A 16,223-nucleotide genomic window follows, 5' to 3' on the forward strand; every position below is an offset into this window, starting at 1 on the left:
ATGTTCCTAAAAAACAAAATCTATAACTTCTTCTACCCTGCTGACAGGAATAAACTTGATGCCATTTTTTACATGAGCAGGTATTTCATCAAGATCCCTTTCATTTGCCTTAGGTATAAGAATGGTTTTAATCTGGTTTCGCTTTGCTGCAACTGTTTTTTCCCTTAAACCACCAATAGGAAGAACCTGTCCTGTAAGGGAAAGCTCTCCTGTCATAGCAAGATTAGGCTTAATTTTCTTACCTTTAATAAGGGAAAGGAAAGTTGTAGCCATTGTTATGCCGGCACTTGGTCCATCCTTTGGAGTTGCCCCCTCCGGAATGTGGAGATGAATTGTATTCTGTTCAAACCAGGAAGCTTCTTTTATTCCCTTTGCAATTGCGTACTGCTTTGACCAGTTAAGGGCAATCTGGGCACTTTCCTTCATTACGTCACCCATCTGTCCTGTAAGCTGCAGGCCGCCTTTTTCTGATTTATAGGCAATACTTTCAAGAAGAAGGGTATCTCCTCCCATACTTGTCCAGGCAAGACCAATAGCTGTTCCAGGAATATCAGCACGCTTTATCTGGCTTTCATCAAAGATACTCTTACCAAGATACTTACGAACTTCTTCTTCTCCAATAACATAAGTCCTGGAAGAAAGTTCTTCCTGAAGAGACTTCTTTGAATTTTCATACTTCTGACTTTCTTCAAGAACAATCTTACGAAGGATTTTGTCTATACATTTTTCGTAATGACGAACTCCAGCTTCCCTTGCATATTCCCTGGCAATAAGTGAATAAGCTTCTTTTGTAAACTTAACCTGATTTTTCTTAAAGCCGTCCTTTACAAGATTCTTTGGCAGAAGATATTTTTTTGCAATTTCAATCTTTTCCTGATCGATATAACCTGAAAGTTCAATAATTTCTGCACGGTCAAGAAGAGGCTGTGGAATTGTATCAAGTGTATTTGCCGTAAGAATAAAGAAAACACTGCTGAGATCAAAGGGAAGTCCAAGATAAGCATCACGGAAATTATTATTCTGTTCAGGATCAAGAACTTCAAGAAGTGCAGCTCCCGGATCTCCCTGACTGGAGGCATTCATCTTATCAACTTCATCAATCATGAATACAGGTGCCTTTGTCTTTGAAAGCTTAAGTCCTTCAATAATCTGTCCCGGCTGAGAACCAATATAAGTACGCATAAAGCCCTTAATTTTGGCCTGATCATGTTCACCACCTACACTAAAACGGTAGAAAGGTTTGTTCATACAATTAGCAATTGAACGGCCTACACTTGTTTTACCAACACCTGGAGGTCCGCAAAGAATAAGAACAGCACCTTTACCGTCATTCTTAAGTTTTCTTACGGCAAGGTATTCAAGAATTCTCTTTTTTACGTCATCAAGACCATAGTGATCCTTCTCGAGGATTTTGCGGGCATCTTCAATATTGTAATTCTCTATTGGAGCATCATTCCATGGAAGGGAACAAACAAGCTCAAGGTAAGACCTGGTACTGTTGTAATCAGGGTCGTGACTGTCCATCATCTGGAATTTTTCAAGTTCAGAATCAAGGCTTTCCTTTATTTCACCGGAAAAATTAAATGAATCAATCTTTGACTTAAACTTCTGATATTCACTGGCATGGGAATTACCTACCCCCAGCTCTTCCTGAATACTCTTCATTTCTTCCCGAAGGAAATATTCCCTCTGGTTCTTTTCTATTTTTTCATTAAGTTCGCTCTGGATTTTTTTCTGTACCCTGAGGATTTCCTGTTCTTTCTTTATAAAAACAAGAACCTTTTCCATACGTTTACGTACATCAACAGTTTCAAGAATTTTCTGCTGTTCAGTTTTTTCTATATTAAGTATTGAAGTTATAAAGTCTGCGATTTTGCCAGGATGATTAATATTATTAAGGTTCATCCTCATTTCTTCACTTACAAGGGCATTAGCTTCTCCGATTTCCCTCATTTCACTTATAAGGGCACGGGTAAGAGCCTTGACTTCAAAAGAGTTTTCCCCTGTATCAGGCAGATATTCAACGGCTGCTACCATAGGGCTGGTTGCAGAGAGAACTTTCTTAATCCTGAATCTTGTGATTGTAGAAACAAAAAGGTTTACTGCACCATCAGGAAGGTTTGTCTTCTTTATAATTCTTGCTGCAGTACCTACTTTATAAAGATCAGCTGCCGTAGGATTCTTTTTATCTTCCTTAAGGAGAACAAAACCAACGTAACCGTCACCTTTATAGGCTTCTTCTATAGTCTTTATATCGTCATTGCCGTTCACCATAAAAGGTGTAAAAATTCCTGGAAAAATAGGAATGCCTCCTAAAGGAAGAAGGCATAACTTATCAGGAAGATTCATATCCTGAGGCATTAAAGTTGTAGATTCATTAATACTAATTTCTTCATTATCTGAAAAATTTTGTTTTTTGCTCATACCTCAAATATACTGAAATTATGGCAAAAATACAAATTTTTCTAAAAAGTGTATTTAGTCACTAAGACAGGTAATTTTCATTACTTTCATGGAACCGGTAAATTCAAGTTTTTCATCAGGAAGTGCTGCAAAAGAATCTTCTTTAGCAAAAGAAAGGCCGTTTACGCTGCCCTGACCCTCTAAAACAAAGTAAAGAAGAACATCACCTGGAGTTTCCTTTGCTTTTCTTGCCTCCTGAGTATAGCTGTCATTTACGGTAAAGGTTTCAAGTGAAAAATATGGACATTCAAAATGACCGGAAAAAGCTTTAACAGGATTAAGGCCGTCATTTTTTATACAGGCAATTCCCTTTTCTACGTGACACTCCCTGCCCCTGTTAAAATCATAGAGTCTGTAAGTTATATCACTGGACTGCTGAATTTCTAAAAGACGCATGCCTTTTCCAATTGCATGAACTGTTCCGGAAGGTATAAATACAAAATCACCTTTCTTAACATCTACATAAGAAAGATACTTTTCAAGACTGCCGCCTTCTATTGCATTTTTTAATTCATCATCAGAATAGCTGCCATTAAGACCGTAAACAAGTTTTGCACCTGCTTCTGCATCAAGAACATACCAGCATTCTGTTTTTCCACGGCAGTTTTCGTAGAGGGCTGCCTTTTCATCATCAGGGTGAACCTGAATACTTAAACTGTCATTTGCCTGGATAATCTTTCCTAAAAGAGGATAATCACCTCCTGCAAAAGATTTAAAATCCTCCTGGCATCCATTGGGATGTGTAGACGCAAACCATAATTCATAGCCCCAGATTTTTTCGGATTTAATAGCTTTAAGTTTAAGCATTCAAGTACTCCTGTTTTATTGTCTTATATTTATTTCTGATATTTACTTCTGCCAGAGAAGAGACGGATAATATCCGCTTTTTATCTTAGCATCAATTTCTTCCCTTACAATCTGACGGTCTTCCGGATAAGTCATACCAAACCATTTTTCCGGCGAAGTATAAAACTTAATTGTTCCATGACCATGTCTTACTATATCACTGGCAGCAACAGGTAAAAGAGCTTCTGTCTTTGCCTGGTCCAGGGAAGTTGCCTTAAAATTATCCCAGTAAACATTAAATTCTTCAAAAGCCTTAAGGGAAAAACCAAAGAGATTCATGCTTACCCATTCTTTTCCGGTAAATGGAATTTCTTTACCATCAACTTCGCTGACAATTCCGTCACCCTTATAGGAAATCTTAGTATTTTCTACGATAGAGTCAAGATATCCGTCCTTTACGGTACAGACACCACGGCTTACGGAACCACTTTTACTCATTGTATTGCCAAGAACGTAACCTACCATGGCATGTTCAGGAGAATCAGTTTTTATTGAGGAAAGATGGCCGGAAAGAATCTTAAAGGCTTCCCTTCCATAATAGTCATCACTGTTTATGACTGCAAAAGGGGTCTTTATTGCTTTCTGGGCACAAAGAACAGCATGTACTGTTCCCCATGGCTTTGTTCTTTCTGCACAACGGCTGAGTTCTTCTCCTGTAAGAAGGGAATCCTTTGACTGAAAAACATATTCCGCATCAAAATTACGGGCAAGACGGTCAAAAAGCCTTTCGCGGAAATCTTTTTCTATGTCTTTTCTGATTACAAAAACAACTTTTCCAAATCCACATTTCTGTGCATCGTATGCTGCATAATCAAGAAGACATTCATTGTTTTTTCCTACTGCATCAATCTGTTTTACTCCGCCGTAACGGCTTCCCATTCCGGCTGCAAGAACTAAAAGAGTTGGTTTCATGATTAATTCCTGTTTTTTATTTTGTAATTGCCTCAAGGGCTATTTCTATCATATTTGTAAATGTAGTCTGCCTTTCTTCTGCAGTTGTTTCGCCTCCAAGAAGAATGTGATCACTTACAGTAAGAACAGCAAGAGCCTTTCTGTTAAATTTTGCAGCCAGTGTATAAAGTTCAGCTGCTTCCATTTCTATACCCATGGCTCCATATTCAGCCCAGAGCTTCCAGTTGGATTTAGGGTCATAGAACATATCACTGGAAACAATATTACCTACATTTGTCTTAAGTCCTTTTGCCATACTTGCATCATAGGCATTCTTAAGAAGTTCAAAATCTGCAATTGGGGCATAATGAAGGCCGTTAAACCTCATGGTATTAAGACCTGAATCTGAACATGCACCCTGAGCAAGAATAACTTCACGAAGGGCAATATCCTTTCTTACGGCACCGCAGGTTCCTACACGGATTGCTTTCTGAACTCCATAAAACTGGAAAAGTTCATTTACATAAATAGAAAGGGATGGTTGTCCCATACCTGTTCCCTGAACAGATACTCTTTTTCCTTTATAAGTTCCGGTAAAACCATACATACCGCGGACTTCATTATAACATTTAGCATCTGTAAGAAAATTTTCTGCAATAAATTTTGCCCTTAAAGGGTCACCTGGAAGAAGAACTGAATCTGCAATTGCTCCTTCTGCTGCATTGATGTGTGTACTCATTATGTAACTCCTTTTTAAAGTCAGTAAAATCCCTGTCTGAATAATTTCTGCAGGGTCTTTCAGTATATCATATATTCAGTAAATAATCATAAAATTATTCATTTGAAAAGGTTTTCATTGCTATTATTTGTCAGCCATCTATTGAAAAAAAATTAACGACCGGCTTTAACAGTAATATTAAGAAGTTTTTTTGCTTCTGAAGCAGAAGGCAGAGATGAAAGTCTCCAGCTCCAGTTACCATTAGCTGCAGAAGGAACATTCATACGGCCTTCACTTCCGGTTTTGAGGATATCCTGAAGGGGAATTATGCAATATTTTGCACAGGAAGATTCTGCACATTCAACAAGGGCCTGACAGATTTTTTCTTCCGGCGTATCATCCTTTAAGCCAAGGTAATCACAAACATTCCATTTATACTGAAGTGGATTTTCCTTAAGGGCAGCTGTAGTAGTATTATTGTCGTGGGTACCTGTATAAACTACACAATTTTCCGTATCAAAATTTTCCGGCAGATAAAGATTGCGGCTGCTTTCTTCTGTCCATGGATTTTCGTTAAAGGCAAACTGAAGGATTTTCATTCCAGGGAAAGCACACTGATCCCTTAAGTCTGCAACTTTTTTAGTAATAACACCTAAATCTTCTGCAATAATTTCTGCTTTAGGACATTTTGCCTTAATAACATCAAAGAGATCTTTTCCGGGCCCCTTTGTCCACTTGCCATTAACAGCAGTTTTTTCGCCTTCAGGAACCTTCCAGTAAGATTCAAAACCCCTGAAGTGATCAATACGTACAATATCAACAAGCTTCATCATGGAAGAAATACGGTTTACCCACCAGGAATACCCGTCTTCCTTTAAAGCCTTCCAGTCATATAAAGGATTCCCCCACAACTGACCGGTTGCAGAAAAATAATCAGGGGGAACTCCTGCCTGACTTTTCTGCTGAAGGCGTTTTCTGCAAATCTGGAAAAATTTCTGGTTTGCCCAGAGATCTGCACTGTCTCCTGCAACAAAAATAGGAATATCACCTATGATTTTTATACCTGCTGCATTTGCATAATCTTTAAGGGCCTGCCACTGAGAAAAGAAGAAAAACTGAACAACCTTAATCTGTTCAAGTTCATCTTTATGTAACTGAGTCCATTCATTAAGGGCTTTTTCCTGATGACGGGCAAGATCCTTAGGCCAGTAATTGTTCCATCTTGAAGCTTCTCCGTAAACTTTTTCTTCTGCAGCCCTGGAGTCATAATATTTTTTTATTGAAGTAAAAAGTGCAAAATCATCAAGCCAGAAAGCATTCTTTTTCTTAAAAGAAGTAAAAGCCTTTTTATCATCAGCATTCATTGATAAAAGAAAATAAGAGGCGCATTTATAAAGGAGAGGAAGCTTCCACCAGACAAGGGCTCCAAAATCTACCCTTTCGGAAGACTTTATGTTTTGAGGAACCTTTACATCCGCTTTTTTAGCCCATCCTCTTTTTACAAGGTCTGCAAAATCTATCATAAGGGGATTTCCTGCAAAAGTAGAAAAACTTGCATAAGGTGAATCCCCGTATCCTGTAGGTCCCAGAGGTAAAATCTGCCAGAGTTTTTGACCTGCATTTTTAAGCCAGTCACAAAATAAAAATGCCTGACTTCCTAAAGTACCAATACCTTCCTTAGATGGAAGACTTGTTATATGAAGTAAGATTCCCGACTTGCGGATAATTTTTTTTGCCATACTGTCAGTATAGTGCATAAAATGCAGGAATTCCACGAAAAAAAAATACTAAAAAAAAGCGGCTTTCCTCTGCCAGAAAAATTCAGCAAAAGAAAACCGCCTTTATCATTACATAAATTAATTATATTTCAAAATCCATGCATACACGGGTTTTGGTATAAGGACGTACTGCTTCATTTGCAGCCTTAACATGATCAGGATGAACCTGATAGCCTTTAAGGGCTTCTTCACTTTCAAGACATGTATCAAGCATTACATCTGCATTGGAAGAAGTAAGGCCATTAATATTAACCTTTACTTCCAGAAGACCTGGTACTTTTCCTTTAAGGGCTTCAAGCTGCTCCTTAATGTTCTTTTTTACCCTGTCTTTTTCTGCAGAATCAAGCTCGTCCTTAAGCTGCCATAAAATTACGTGCTTTACCATATAATTACTCTGTTGGTCTCTTCTTAAGTTTCTTTGACTTAATTACAGCCTGACCTGTACCTGTGCTCTGTTCCATCATAGCACGAACCTTAAGTGGAAGACCGAAGAGTGTAATAAAGCCTTCAGCATCCTTGTGGTTATAAAGTTCACCAGTTGTAAAGCTTGCAATTGATTCATTGTAAAGGCTGTATGGTGAAGAGCTTCCTGCTCCGCGGATTGAACCCTTGTAAAGTTTAAGCTGAACCCATCCGGTTACAGTTTCTTCTGTTTTGTCTACAAATGCCATGCAGCTGTCAAAGAGTGTTGTAAACCATTTTCCGTCATAGATAAGTTCTGCAACTTTAATGGAAAGCTGCTGCTTGTAGTGATATGTATCACGGTCAAGACAAATATGATCCATCATGCGGTGTGCTGCATAAAGAATAGCTCCACCTGGTGTTTCGTAAACACCACGGCTCTTCATTCCTACACAACGGTTTTCACAGATGTCAACAAGACCAACACCATTTCTTCCGCCGATTTTGTTAAGTTCTGTCATGATCTGAAGACCATTCATTTTTTTACCGTTTACAGAAACAGGAATACCCTTAACGAATTCAATCTTAACGTATTCGCCGCCTTCTTTTGCTTCTTCAGGAACAACAGTGTTCTTAAGCATATGTTTATAGTTAGGTTCATTTTCTGTCTTTTCAAGTTCAAGACCTTCATGGCTAAGGTGCCAGATGTTTTCGTCACGGGAATATGACTGGTCTTTCTTCATTGGAACTTCAAGTCCCCTGTCTTCAAGATATTTGATTTCTGCTTCACGGCTGTCCATGTTCCATTTATCATCACGCCATGCAGCGATTACTTTAAGATCTGGAGCAAATGCCTTAATAGCAAGTTCAAAACGAACCTGATCGTTTCCTTTACCTGTAGCACCGTGACAGATTGCAACTGCCTTTTCCTGACGGGCATATTCAACAAGAATCTTTCCAATAAGAGGACGGGCAGTAGAAGTACCAAGAAGGTATTCATCTTCATAAACTGCATTAGCCTTAAGTGCAGGCCAGATGTATTCTTCAATGTATTCCTGACGGGCATCTACAACATAACATGCAGAAGCACCTGTCTTAAGGGCACGCTTCTTAATTGCCTTCCAGTCATCACCCTGACCTACGTCAATGCAGACAGCGATTACATCATAATCGTAATTTTCCTTGAGCCACGGAATAATAACTGTAGTATCAAGTCCACCTGAATAAGCAAGAACAACCTTGTCTTTCTTTGATTTTTTAGCGGCCTTTTCAGCCTTTACTGCCTTAGCTGGTTTTTCTGCAGCTTCAGTTTTTTTAGTTGCCATAGGAATCCTCGCAAAATGAAAATTTATACATTCAATATAGTAATTAACTTATAAATATGCAAGTAACATGCATAAAAATACTTTCAAATTCGGGGAAAAGTTTAAAAATATGCTAAAATTTTACAAATGCTGCCTGAACCGTAAACCTGAAGGCCTTTTCTTCCGGCGATAAATAGGAAAATGCAGCTGTTTCCCTGCGGAAAGAACCAAACTTATCATTACAGCAGGTACATTCAGGGCGTACACAGATATTTTCTTCCGGCACACCACATTTTTTTAAGAGGGCAAGGTTGGCCCTGGCAAGAGAAAGGGCGTACTGGCCCTGTCCAAGGTTTCTGACACATTCAGGAGTAAAATTGGATGAAAAATACTCTGCCCTTTCCTCGTCAACATTATAACAGCAGTCATGAATGTGGGGTCCAAGTACGATTTTAAAATCCTCAGGTCTGGCAGAAGTTTTTTTGAGGGCAAGCTCCAGGGCATTTTTTACAATACCGGTTCCCTTCCAGCCTGAATGAAGGACAGCCACAGTAGAAGTAACAGGGTCATACATAAATATTGGCATGCAGTCCGCTACAGTTACCAAAGGTATAAGGGATTTGTTCTGAGTAATAATTCCATCTGCCCTCACATTCTTACAGTCATCAGCATCCTTAATAAATACAACTTCCTGAGAATGATAAAGTTCAACCTGAGCAGGAATTTTATCAGGAAAAGAAAGGCGGTTTAAAAATTCAAGACGGTTGGGATTTACTTCGTTCCAGCGGAATCTCATGGAACCTGCAGCTTTTAGCGACATTCCCCAGACAGGTGAATCAGGTGAATCAATAAATTTCTGAGAAAGAATAAGGTCTTCCATAACAAACTAAACTAAACTGAACTTGAATCAAGGCCTTCTGCTTCCGTTAAAATATCATAGGCATGGTCTATGAGCATATATGCAGCAGAAAGATTTTCCTTAAATTCCTTGTTCTGTCTTCCTCCGATTTTTGACCAGTTGGTAAGTCCTCCGTAATACTGACTTTCTGCCCCGTTTACAATGGCACCTATAAGTCCCTTCATTGAACGGAACCATTTACCTGCCTTTTCAATAAAGCTCTGGGCAGTATCTTCTACATCATTCATTACGGCTGTAAAACCTGCACGACTTGATGGATCCTTGTCAGGACTATGACCGAGACTGTTAAGGGCAGCTGCTACTTCTCCCCCGTCAGAAAGGGATGCATTAAATACAGCAAAATCATTCCTGATATTCTGCAGGAACCTGAAGTTATCCGTATATTCAGCAGAATTTTCCTTTACTACAAAATCCCCTTCCAGCATTAAGGTTTTTAATACTGCTTCTATAGTTTTTACGATTGTTCCAAAGAAAAGCCAGATAAAGCCCATGGAAAGTTCATATCTGAAAGGATAACCTGTCCAGAGTTTAGTCCATGGCCTTACAGGAAGAAGTGGAAGATCATCATAATCAAAGTAAGTCTTTATCTTAATCTGAACCCTGTATTTTTTATAATCAAAGAGCCACTGATTCCATCTTGTGTCAAAATTAATTCTCCACTGGCTCTTGAATTTTACAAACCAGTCTTCCCCACCACCAAATGGTCTTGAATCATAAAGGGCATTGTCAAAAACCAGGCGGGCAATATCCTTAACAGGAAGACCGCTGGAAAAAGAACGGATTTCTTCTATATGAAGATGGGCTCCGTTTATAAACTCAGAAACAAGCTGTTCTTCATCACCCTGGTTGGGATTATCTGCCGTAGTGTTGTAATAAAAGGAAAATAAAGCTACAAGGGCTTCATTACCTGGAATATTAACTACATTCATTACCTTTGCTATTGAAGCAAAGTCACTGCGGGAAAGATTATAAAGACATTCCTTTGCCGGTGTAAAATTCCTTATAAGGGAATCAACATGCATGCGGTTAAAGGCTTTAAGCCATTCAATTGAACGGACACACATATACATGGCAGTTCTTTTTGATTCAGGAAGGCTGTCCAGGGCATCATCGATTTTTTTTATAAGCTGAACCCTGGTTTCTGTTGTAAGGTTTTTTGTAAAAGGAAATTTATAGGGATCTGAATTCTGCTGAATCTGTTCCGTAATTTCCGGCATTACAACAAGACTAAGATAATAATAGTAAAGACCAGGGTTACTTTCATAACTCTCAATATAAGGCATAAAAAATTCCTGAACCTTACGAATCATAAAAAGCTTTTCGTAAGTACCCAGGGTAAGGACACTTCTTCTGTGGGAAATAAGTCCGGGATATGTATGTTCTACATCATGAGCTATGTGATTTATAAGGGATGTATTGTAAATATCTTCCGGAGTAATATTAAAAAGAGCTGATTTTATTTTAATCCAGAGACGCCTTAAAAAAGATTCCTGCTGAAGGCGGATGGAAAGGCTTGTTTTATATTCCTGCTCATTTACAGGCAGTGAAGATACATCATCATCCTCTTCTTCCTGTGCAGACCTGCTGACCTTATCAAGCATATCCTTACGCTCATCATCTGAGATTGTAGTAACCATTCTGTCAAATGCGGATCTTTCGTTCTCTGCTGCCATAGATTCCTTATCCTAAAAAAAACATTGTACTTTGTAAAGTAAAAACACAAGATTTATCCCTTTTAATAATTTCTCAATTTAAAGCAAAAATTAATCTTAAACAAATGTAAGGGAAGAATAAATTCAGAAAACAAAAAGGAAACTGGCTGTAAATAAAAAAAGTTCCCTTAAAAAAAGAGAACTTTAACTACGGTCCCTACGGGAGTCGAACCCGTCTTTAGAGATTGAGAATCTCTCGTCCTAAACCGATAGACGAAGGGACCAGAATGTAAAAAAGTTGTGTTTTCTACAAAAAAAAACTGAACCAAAGGTCCAGTTTTTAGTTCCCCAAGGAGGATTCGAACCCCCACAGTCAGAACCAGAATCTGAAGTGCTACCATTACACAATCGGGGAATGCAATGTGAAAGTAATATATAAGTTTCAAAAAAAAGTGTCAATAGGATAATGTCATTTTTTAATATTTTTTTTGTAAAAGTGTAAAATAAAGGGGACCTGCACCTTTAGCAGCATCAGGAAGAATATGAAATCCATATTCTGTTTTAAGGGCAAGAGAAAACATGGTAAGGGGATCAAGCGAAAACTCCTGACTGTCCCAGGAAACATCAGCAGTAAAATTATTAAGGTTACCTTTAAGGACTTCTTTTACATAATCAGGACTGCATATATTAACATCATCAAATTTTTTAAGAAGCTTTTCCACCCTGCCATCGTTTTCATCATGGCTTAAGGCACAGGTTGCATATAAAAGAAAACCGCCTTTTTTTAAAAGTCTCCAGGCAGATGACATAAGGGCCCATTGTTCCATGGAAAGGGTCTTTACTCTTGAAGGAGTCCAGTCCTTTAAATACTTAGGATCTGCAAGGACATGACGTTCACTGGAACAAGGAGCATCAAGGAGAATGGCATCAAAAGCCTCTTCCTGACGCTTGCACCATAAGGCAGCATCTCCAAGACTGGTAATTACTGTAGAAGAAATTTCTTCCGGTAAAACTGTTTCAATTACTTTATCAAGACGGGCTTTTCTGGCAGGGGACCTTTCATTGGAGTTAAGGCTGGCAGAAGGAGATTTTATTCCGGAAATAACAAGGGACTTTCCACCAGGAGCTGCACACATATCAAGAAGGGAAGAAGCCTTTGTCACATCAAGGCACAAGGCAGCGGTAAGGCTGGCAGGATCAAGAAAATATGATTCTTTACCCCAGGAAAGACGGGCATAAACATTGTCTTCTCCGAGAGCAGCCTTTAATAAAGGCCATCTGTCTGCGTAAAGCTCTCCATAATAAAGTTCAAAGGCCTGTTCCCCTGTTAATCTGGGGGTGTTTTTTTTCTGTTTCATAAACTGATCCTGTAAATCTATAAAAAGCTAAAAAAAAGCTCAGGTCCAGATATTTACGATAAATCCCTAGTTAAAATATCTGTCGTAAAGTTCCATTCCCTTATCATACTCTTTTTCAAAGGAATTAAAGCGGTAATCCATATCTGCAAGAGTATTTTTATTAACAACTTTAAGCTGCCCGTTCTCCCTGTAAACTTCAAGAAGGCCATAGTAAATCTTAGAAAGAATCACCCTTCTCTCTGCATTTTCAAGTCTGCCCTTAAAAGTTTCATCAATGGCTGCTTTATCAAGAAGGATACGCAGGGCCGGAGCAAAACGCTTTTCGCTGAGCATTATAACATCTGTACCAGCTTCTATTGCCTTTACGGCAGCTTCTTCCGGAGGAAAACCGTTTTCTGTTAAGGCTGCCATAAAAATATCATCACTGATAACCAGGCCATCATAAAAGAAATCCCCCTTAAGCTTTTCCTTTATCCAGTAGGGACTTAAGGCTGCAGGTTCATCACCGGAAAGGGCGGCTATTCTTGCGTGGGACATAAGGACCGCTCCCGGACTTGTAGTTAAAACCAGTTTAAATGGCTTTAAATAATATTGTTCAAAAAGAACTTCTGAAACTTTAATTTCCGGAAGTCCTGTATGAGGGTCTACATTTGTATTGCCTGGAAAATGTTTTACAACAGTACATACCCTGGCTTTTTCAAAGGCATTTATCTGGGCTACAGAAAAAGCAACTGTTCTTGCAGGATTACCAAAACTTCTTGAAAGAAGAAAATCACAGTTTTCCGGACCTGAAGGTTCAGCAACAGGAGAAAGGTTCATGGAAAAACCAAGGTACTTCATCTGTCTGGCCTGACTGTAATACATACGTTCTGCAACATCTGGAGAAATGGTTTCTGCAGTCAGTTTGGCTGAAGGAAAAGAACTGGTTATTCCTTTAAGGCGGTTTACCATACCTCCTTCCTGATCAATGGCAATATGTGGAAGTGGAAGGGAAGCTTCCGAATATACTTCATTTATGGATTCTATATATTCCATTACCTGCATATAGTCATCTGCAATATTATAGGCAAATAAAAGACAGCCTCCAGGAGCAAGTATTTTTTGTTTAAGTTCTATACTGTTTTCTTCATTTTCAGGATATACATCGTAATAAGTTTCTACAGGTAAAAAACGCCTGCATCCTGCAACATTTACAAGAAAAAGCTGACTGGCAGCATCTTCCGGAGACAGGGAAGCCACATAGGAAATAGCAGCCAGGTTAAGTTCATCATAAGAAAAATTCTCACCATTACAAATGTAACCATCCCTGCAAATATTAAAGGCCTTTGAAGAACAGATAAGGCAGCAGAATAAAAATATGAATATACGCAAAAAAACTTTATGTTTTAAAATTGGATTCATATTAAAAGATTATCAGAAAGGCAATTAAATTTAAATATTTTATAAAAAATTAAATTCAATATATCCGGGAAAAAAGCCCTGCTATGTCAAATTTTTTGTTTAACTGCTATAATTTGTCCTGATGAAAAACATTATTATAGTTACAGGGGCCTCCAGCGGCATGGGTACATGTTTTGCTCAGGAACTGGCCCTGGAAAATCCTGACCAGCTCTGGATTATTGCAAGAAGAAAAGAAAAGCTTGAAGAATTAAAGAAAAGCATAAATATCACCAGTCCTCAGGTAGAAACAGTCTGCATTGCTCAGGACATAAGCGGAAAAGAAGGAGCCCTTGCCATAAAGGCTCTCCTTAAAAAAGCAGATGAAGAAAACCAAAGTCAGGGAGGAATCTGCATTAAGGTTCTTGTAAACAATGCCGGCTTTGGAAGTTACGGAGAATTTGCAGACACTGACACAGAAAGGGAAATGGATATGGTAGAGCTTAACTGCACTTCCCTGACAGGAATTACAGGATACGCCCTCCCTTACATGACAAAAGGCTGCCGCATTATAAATACTGCAAGTCTTGCATCCTTTCTTCCTTTGGGAAACTTTGCAGTATATGGAGCAAGCAAGGCCTATGTCCTTAGTTTTAGCGTTGCATTAAGGGCAGAACTTAAAGACAGGGGAATAAGTGTAACAGCACTTTGTCCCGGACCTGTAAGTACAGAATTTGCCAACGTTGCTTCAAGGGGAGCAAGAAAAGAAGTTTTACACGGAAAGGACCCCCTTAAAACAGTAAGACATGCAATAAAGGCTTCAAAAAAAGGTAAAATGTATTCAATGTATGCCTTTAAATGGAAGTTTAAGGCAGCAGCCAGCCGCTTTATAGGCAGATATGCAGGGGCCTGGTTTACCTTCAAATATTGCAAAAGACCAAGTAATTGATATAATTCTATACTATAAAAAAGGACGCCGGTTGTGCTTCAGCAGATGCTGTCTGGAGTGCCAGAGAACAACTGTCCTGAAAAAAAATTTTATACATAAAGGACATTTTTATGGAACAGCAGTACAAAATCACCAGTGCACTTTTCACGGACTTCTATGAGCTCACTATGGCTCAGGGTTACTGGAAGCAGAACATGAATCACAAGGTCGTATTCGACATGTTCTTCCGACGCAATCCCTTTAATGGAGGATTCAGTGTTTTTGCGGGAATTGAAACTCTTCTTGACATTATTACAGAGTTTAAATTTTCTGAAGAAGACATTGCCTATCTTAAGGAACAGAAAATCTTTGAACAGGGATTCCTTGATTACCTTAAGGACTTCCATTTTTCCGGAGACTTATGGTCTTTTGAAGAAGGTTCAATAATTTTCCCACAGGAACCTCTTGTACGTATTCACGCAAACCTTATTGAAGCACAGATTCTTGAAGGTCTTGTTCTTAATCACATTAACTTTCAGAGCCTTATTGCAACTAAAACAGCAAGAGTATGGCTTGCCAGCAAAAAAGGAAACATTATGGAATTTGGCCTCAGACGTGCTCAGGGACCAGATGGTGCAATGAGTGCAACCAGGGCTTCTTACATTGGTGGAGCTGCAGGTACAAGTAACACTCTTGCAGGAAAACTTTACGGTATTCCTGTAATGGGAACAATGGCTCATTCCTGGGTTATGAGTTTTCCTAGTGAACTGGAAGCTTTTGAAGCCTATGCAAAAATCTATCCTGAAAAAACAGTATTCCTTATTGATACCTATGACACACTTAAAAGCGGAATCAAAAACGCTATTAAAGCCGGAGCAAAACTTGTTGAACAGGGATACAACTTTGGCGTAAGACTTGATTCCGGAGACATCTCTTACCTTACTCAGGAAGTACGAAAGGAACTGGATAAGGCAGGATTCCCACAGGCCTTTATTTCCGTTTCAAACGAACTTACAGAAGAAATTATTGAAACTCTTGTACAGCAGAATGCACCTATTGCAAGCTGGGGTGTTGGAACCCACATGGTAACAGGTGGAAACGAATCAAGCTTTACAGGCGTTTATAAACTTGCAGCCCGCCATGATGCAGAAAAGAACTCTATGGTTCCTGCAATGAAATTCTCTGACAACCCTGCAAAGACTACAAACCCTGGCATTAAAAATGTATGGAGACTTTATGATGAAAACTCCATGGCAAGGGCAGATATTCTTGGTCTTGAAGATGAAGTTCTTGAAGCAGGAAAGGAATACAGGTTCTATCACACAATGGTTGATTACCGTCAGTTTACATTTACTGCAGCTTCAGTTAAACCTATGCTTTCACTCCGCCTTAAGGACGGACAGAGAACACAGGAACGTCTTGATGATGCAGTTCAGCTTAAAAAGAGCCGTGAAGTAATGATGAAGGAAATTGAAACCCTGGATGCTTCTTACAAGAGAATCCTTAATCCACACATTTATAAAGTTTCCGTAACAGAAAAACTTAAGGACCTTAAGCTTGCCTTTATTAAAGCAAACATTAAATAAG

General features: G+C 38.9%; 13 protein-coding genes and 2 tRNA genes. 2 read left to right on the forward strand and 13 right to left on the reverse strand.

Annotated elements, in window-relative coordinates; all coding sequences use genetic code 11:
- Positions 1-6 precede the first annotated feature (6 nt).
- The 13 genes from lon to K6D58_RS06100 all read right to left on the reverse strand — a co-directional run bounded on the left by lon (position 7) and on the right by K6D58_RS06100 (position 13,732).
- Positions 7-2,382, reverse strand: coding sequence for an endopeptidase La (gene lon, locus K6D58_RS06040; protein ID WP_486389755.1), 2,376 nt, complete (start codon positions 2,380-2,382; stop codon positions 7-9).
- Between the two features lie 96 nt (positions 2,383-2,478).
- Positions 2,479-3,270: a type I phosphomannose isomerase catalytic subunit gene (locus tag K6D58_RS06045; protein ID WP_296828644.1), complete on the reverse strand. Its 792-nt coding sequence runs from the start codon at positions 3,268-3,270 to the stop codon at positions 2,479-2,481.
- A gap of 42 nt (positions 3,271-3,312) precedes the next feature.
- Positions 3,313-4,221 carry a nucleotidyltransferase family protein gene (locus K6D58_RS06050; RefSeq protein WP_296828646.1) on the reverse strand — a complete coding sequence of 303 codons (909 nt, stop codon included), beginning with the start codon at positions 4,219-4,221 and terminating at the stop codon, positions 3,313-3,315.
- Between the two features lie 16 nt (positions 4,222-4,237).
- Positions 4,238-4,939 carry a purine-nucleoside phosphorylase gene (gene deoD / locus K6D58_RS06055; RefSeq protein WP_296828648.1) on the reverse strand — a complete coding sequence of 234 codons (702 nt, stop codon included), beginning with the start codon at positions 4,937-4,939 and terminating at the stop codon, positions 4,238-4,240.
- 152 nt (positions 4,940-5,091) lie between these two features.
- Positions 5,092-6,657: a 4-alpha-glucanotransferase gene (gene malQ / locus K6D58_RS06060; RefSeq protein WP_296828650.1), complete on the reverse strand. Its 1,566-nt coding sequence runs from the start codon at positions 6,655-6,657 to the stop codon at positions 5,092-5,094.
- 121 nt (positions 6,658-6,778) lie between these two features.
- The gene (locus K6D58_RS06065; RefSeq protein ID WP_296828652.1) at positions 6,779-7,081 is read right to left on the reverse strand and encodes a Dabb family protein; all 303 of its coding nucleotides are present in this window, start codon (positions 7,079-7,081) and stop codon (positions 6,779-6,781) included.
- A 4-nt stretch (positions 7,082-7,085) separates the two neighbouring features.
- Entirely contained in the window at positions 7,086-8,423 is a 1,338-nt protein-coding gene (locus K6D58_RS06070; protein ID WP_296828654.1) for an argininosuccinate synthase, read from the reverse strand.
- Positions 8,424-8,535: 112 nt separating this feature from the next.
- On the reverse strand, positions 8,536-9,282 hold the full coding sequence (locus tag K6D58_RS06075) for a purine nucleoside phosphorylase YfiH/LACC1 family protein (RefSeq protein WP_296828656.1): 747 nt from the start codon (positions 9,280-9,282) through the stop codon (positions 8,536-8,538).
- A gap of 11 nt (positions 9,283-9,293) precedes the next feature.
- Positions 9,294-10,994: a DUF5312 family protein gene (locus K6D58_RS06080; protein ID WP_296828657.1), complete on the reverse strand. Its 1,701-nt coding sequence runs from the start codon at positions 10,992-10,994 to the stop codon at positions 9,294-9,296.
- A gap of 190 nt (positions 10,995-11,184) precedes the next feature.
- Positions 11,185-11,257 (reverse strand) — tRNA-Glu (locus K6D58_RS06085).
- 60 nt (positions 11,258-11,317) lie between these two features.
- Positions 11,318-11,388: transfer RNA gene (locus tag K6D58_RS06090), tRNA-Gln, on the reverse strand.
- A 61-nt stretch (positions 11,389-11,449) separates the two neighbouring features.
- Positions 11,450-12,331 (reverse strand): RsmB/NOP family class I SAM-dependent RNA methyltransferase, encoded by an 882-nt coding sequence (locus tag K6D58_RS06095; protein WP_296828658.1) that lies wholly within the window; start codon positions 12,329-12,331, stop codon positions 11,450-11,452.
- 66 nt (positions 12,332-12,397) lie between these two features.
- Positions 12,398-13,732, reverse strand: a complete 1,335-nt coding sequence (locus K6D58_RS06100) for a glycoside hydrolase family 3 N-terminal domain-containing protein (RefSeq protein ID WP_296828659.1) — start codon at positions 13,730-13,732, stop codon at positions 12,398-12,400.
- Positions 13,733-13,853: 121 nt separating this feature from the next.
- Here K6D58_RS06100 and K6D58_RS06105 point away from each other — a divergent pair, with 121 nt between their 5' ends.
- Positions 13,854-14,657, forward strand: coding sequence for an SDR family NAD(P)-dependent oxidoreductase (locus K6D58_RS06105; RefSeq protein WP_296828660.1), 804 nt, complete (start codon positions 13,854-13,856; stop codon positions 14,655-14,657).
- Positions 14,658-14,767: 110 nt separating this feature from the next.
- The gene (locus tag K6D58_RS06110; protein ID WP_296828662.1) at positions 14,768-16,222 is read left to right on the forward strand and encodes a nicotinate phosphoribosyltransferase; all 1,455 of its coding nucleotides are present in this window, start codon (positions 14,768-14,770) and stop codon (positions 16,220-16,222) included.
- Position 16,223: the final 1 nt, after the last annotated feature.

Source organism: Treponema sp. (genome assembly GCF_024696245.1).
Classification (GTDB): Bacteria; Spirochaetota; Spirochaetia; order Treponematales; family Treponemataceae; genus Treponema_D.

Coding starts and splice junctions, on each gene's coding strand:
- K6D58_RS06100 (WP_296828659.1), bottom strand. CDS start 13,732: ATGAATCCAATTTTAAAACATAAAGTTTTTTTGCGTATATTCATATTT.
- K6D58_RS06075 (WP_296828656.1), bottom strand. CDS start 9,282: ATGGAAGACCTTATTCTTTCTCAGAAATTTATTGATTCACCTGATTCA.
- K6D58_RS06110 (WP_296828662.1), top strand. CDS start 14,768: ATGGAACAGCAGTACAAAATCACCAGTGCACTTTTCACGGACTTCTAT.
- deoD (WP_296828648.1), bottom strand. CDS start 4,939: ATGAGTACACACATCAATGCAGCAGAAGGAGCAATTGCAGATTCAGTT.
- K6D58_RS06095 (WP_296828658.1), bottom strand. CDS start 12,331: ATGAAACAGAAAAAAAACACCCCCAGATTAACAGGGGAACAGGCCTTT.
- K6D58_RS06050 (WP_296828646.1), bottom strand. CDS start 4,221: ATGAAACCAACTCTTTTAGTTCTTGCAGCCGGAATGGGAAGCCGTTAC.
- K6D58_RS06105 (WP_296828660.1), top strand. CDS start 13,854: ATGAAAAACATTATTATAGTTACAGGGGCCTCCAGCGGCATGGGTACA.
- K6D58_RS06045 (WP_296828644.1), bottom strand. CDS start 3,270: ATGCTTAAACTTAAAGCTATTAAATCCGAAAAAATCTGGGGCTATGAA.
- K6D58_RS06080 (WP_296828657.1), bottom strand. CDS start 10,994: ATGGCAGCAGAGAACGAAAGATCCGCATTTGACAGAATGGTTACTACA.
- malQ (WP_296828650.1), bottom strand. CDS start 6,657: ATGGCAAAAAAAATTATCCGCAAGTCGGGAATCTTACTTCATATAACA.
- K6D58_RS06070 (WP_296828654.1), bottom strand. CDS start 8,423: ATGGCAACTAAAAAAACTGAAGCTGCAGAAAAACCAGCTAAGGCAGTA.
- K6D58_RS06065 (WP_296828652.1), bottom strand. CDS start 7,081: ATGGTAAAGCACGTAATTTTATGGCAGCTTAAGGACGAGCTTGATTCT.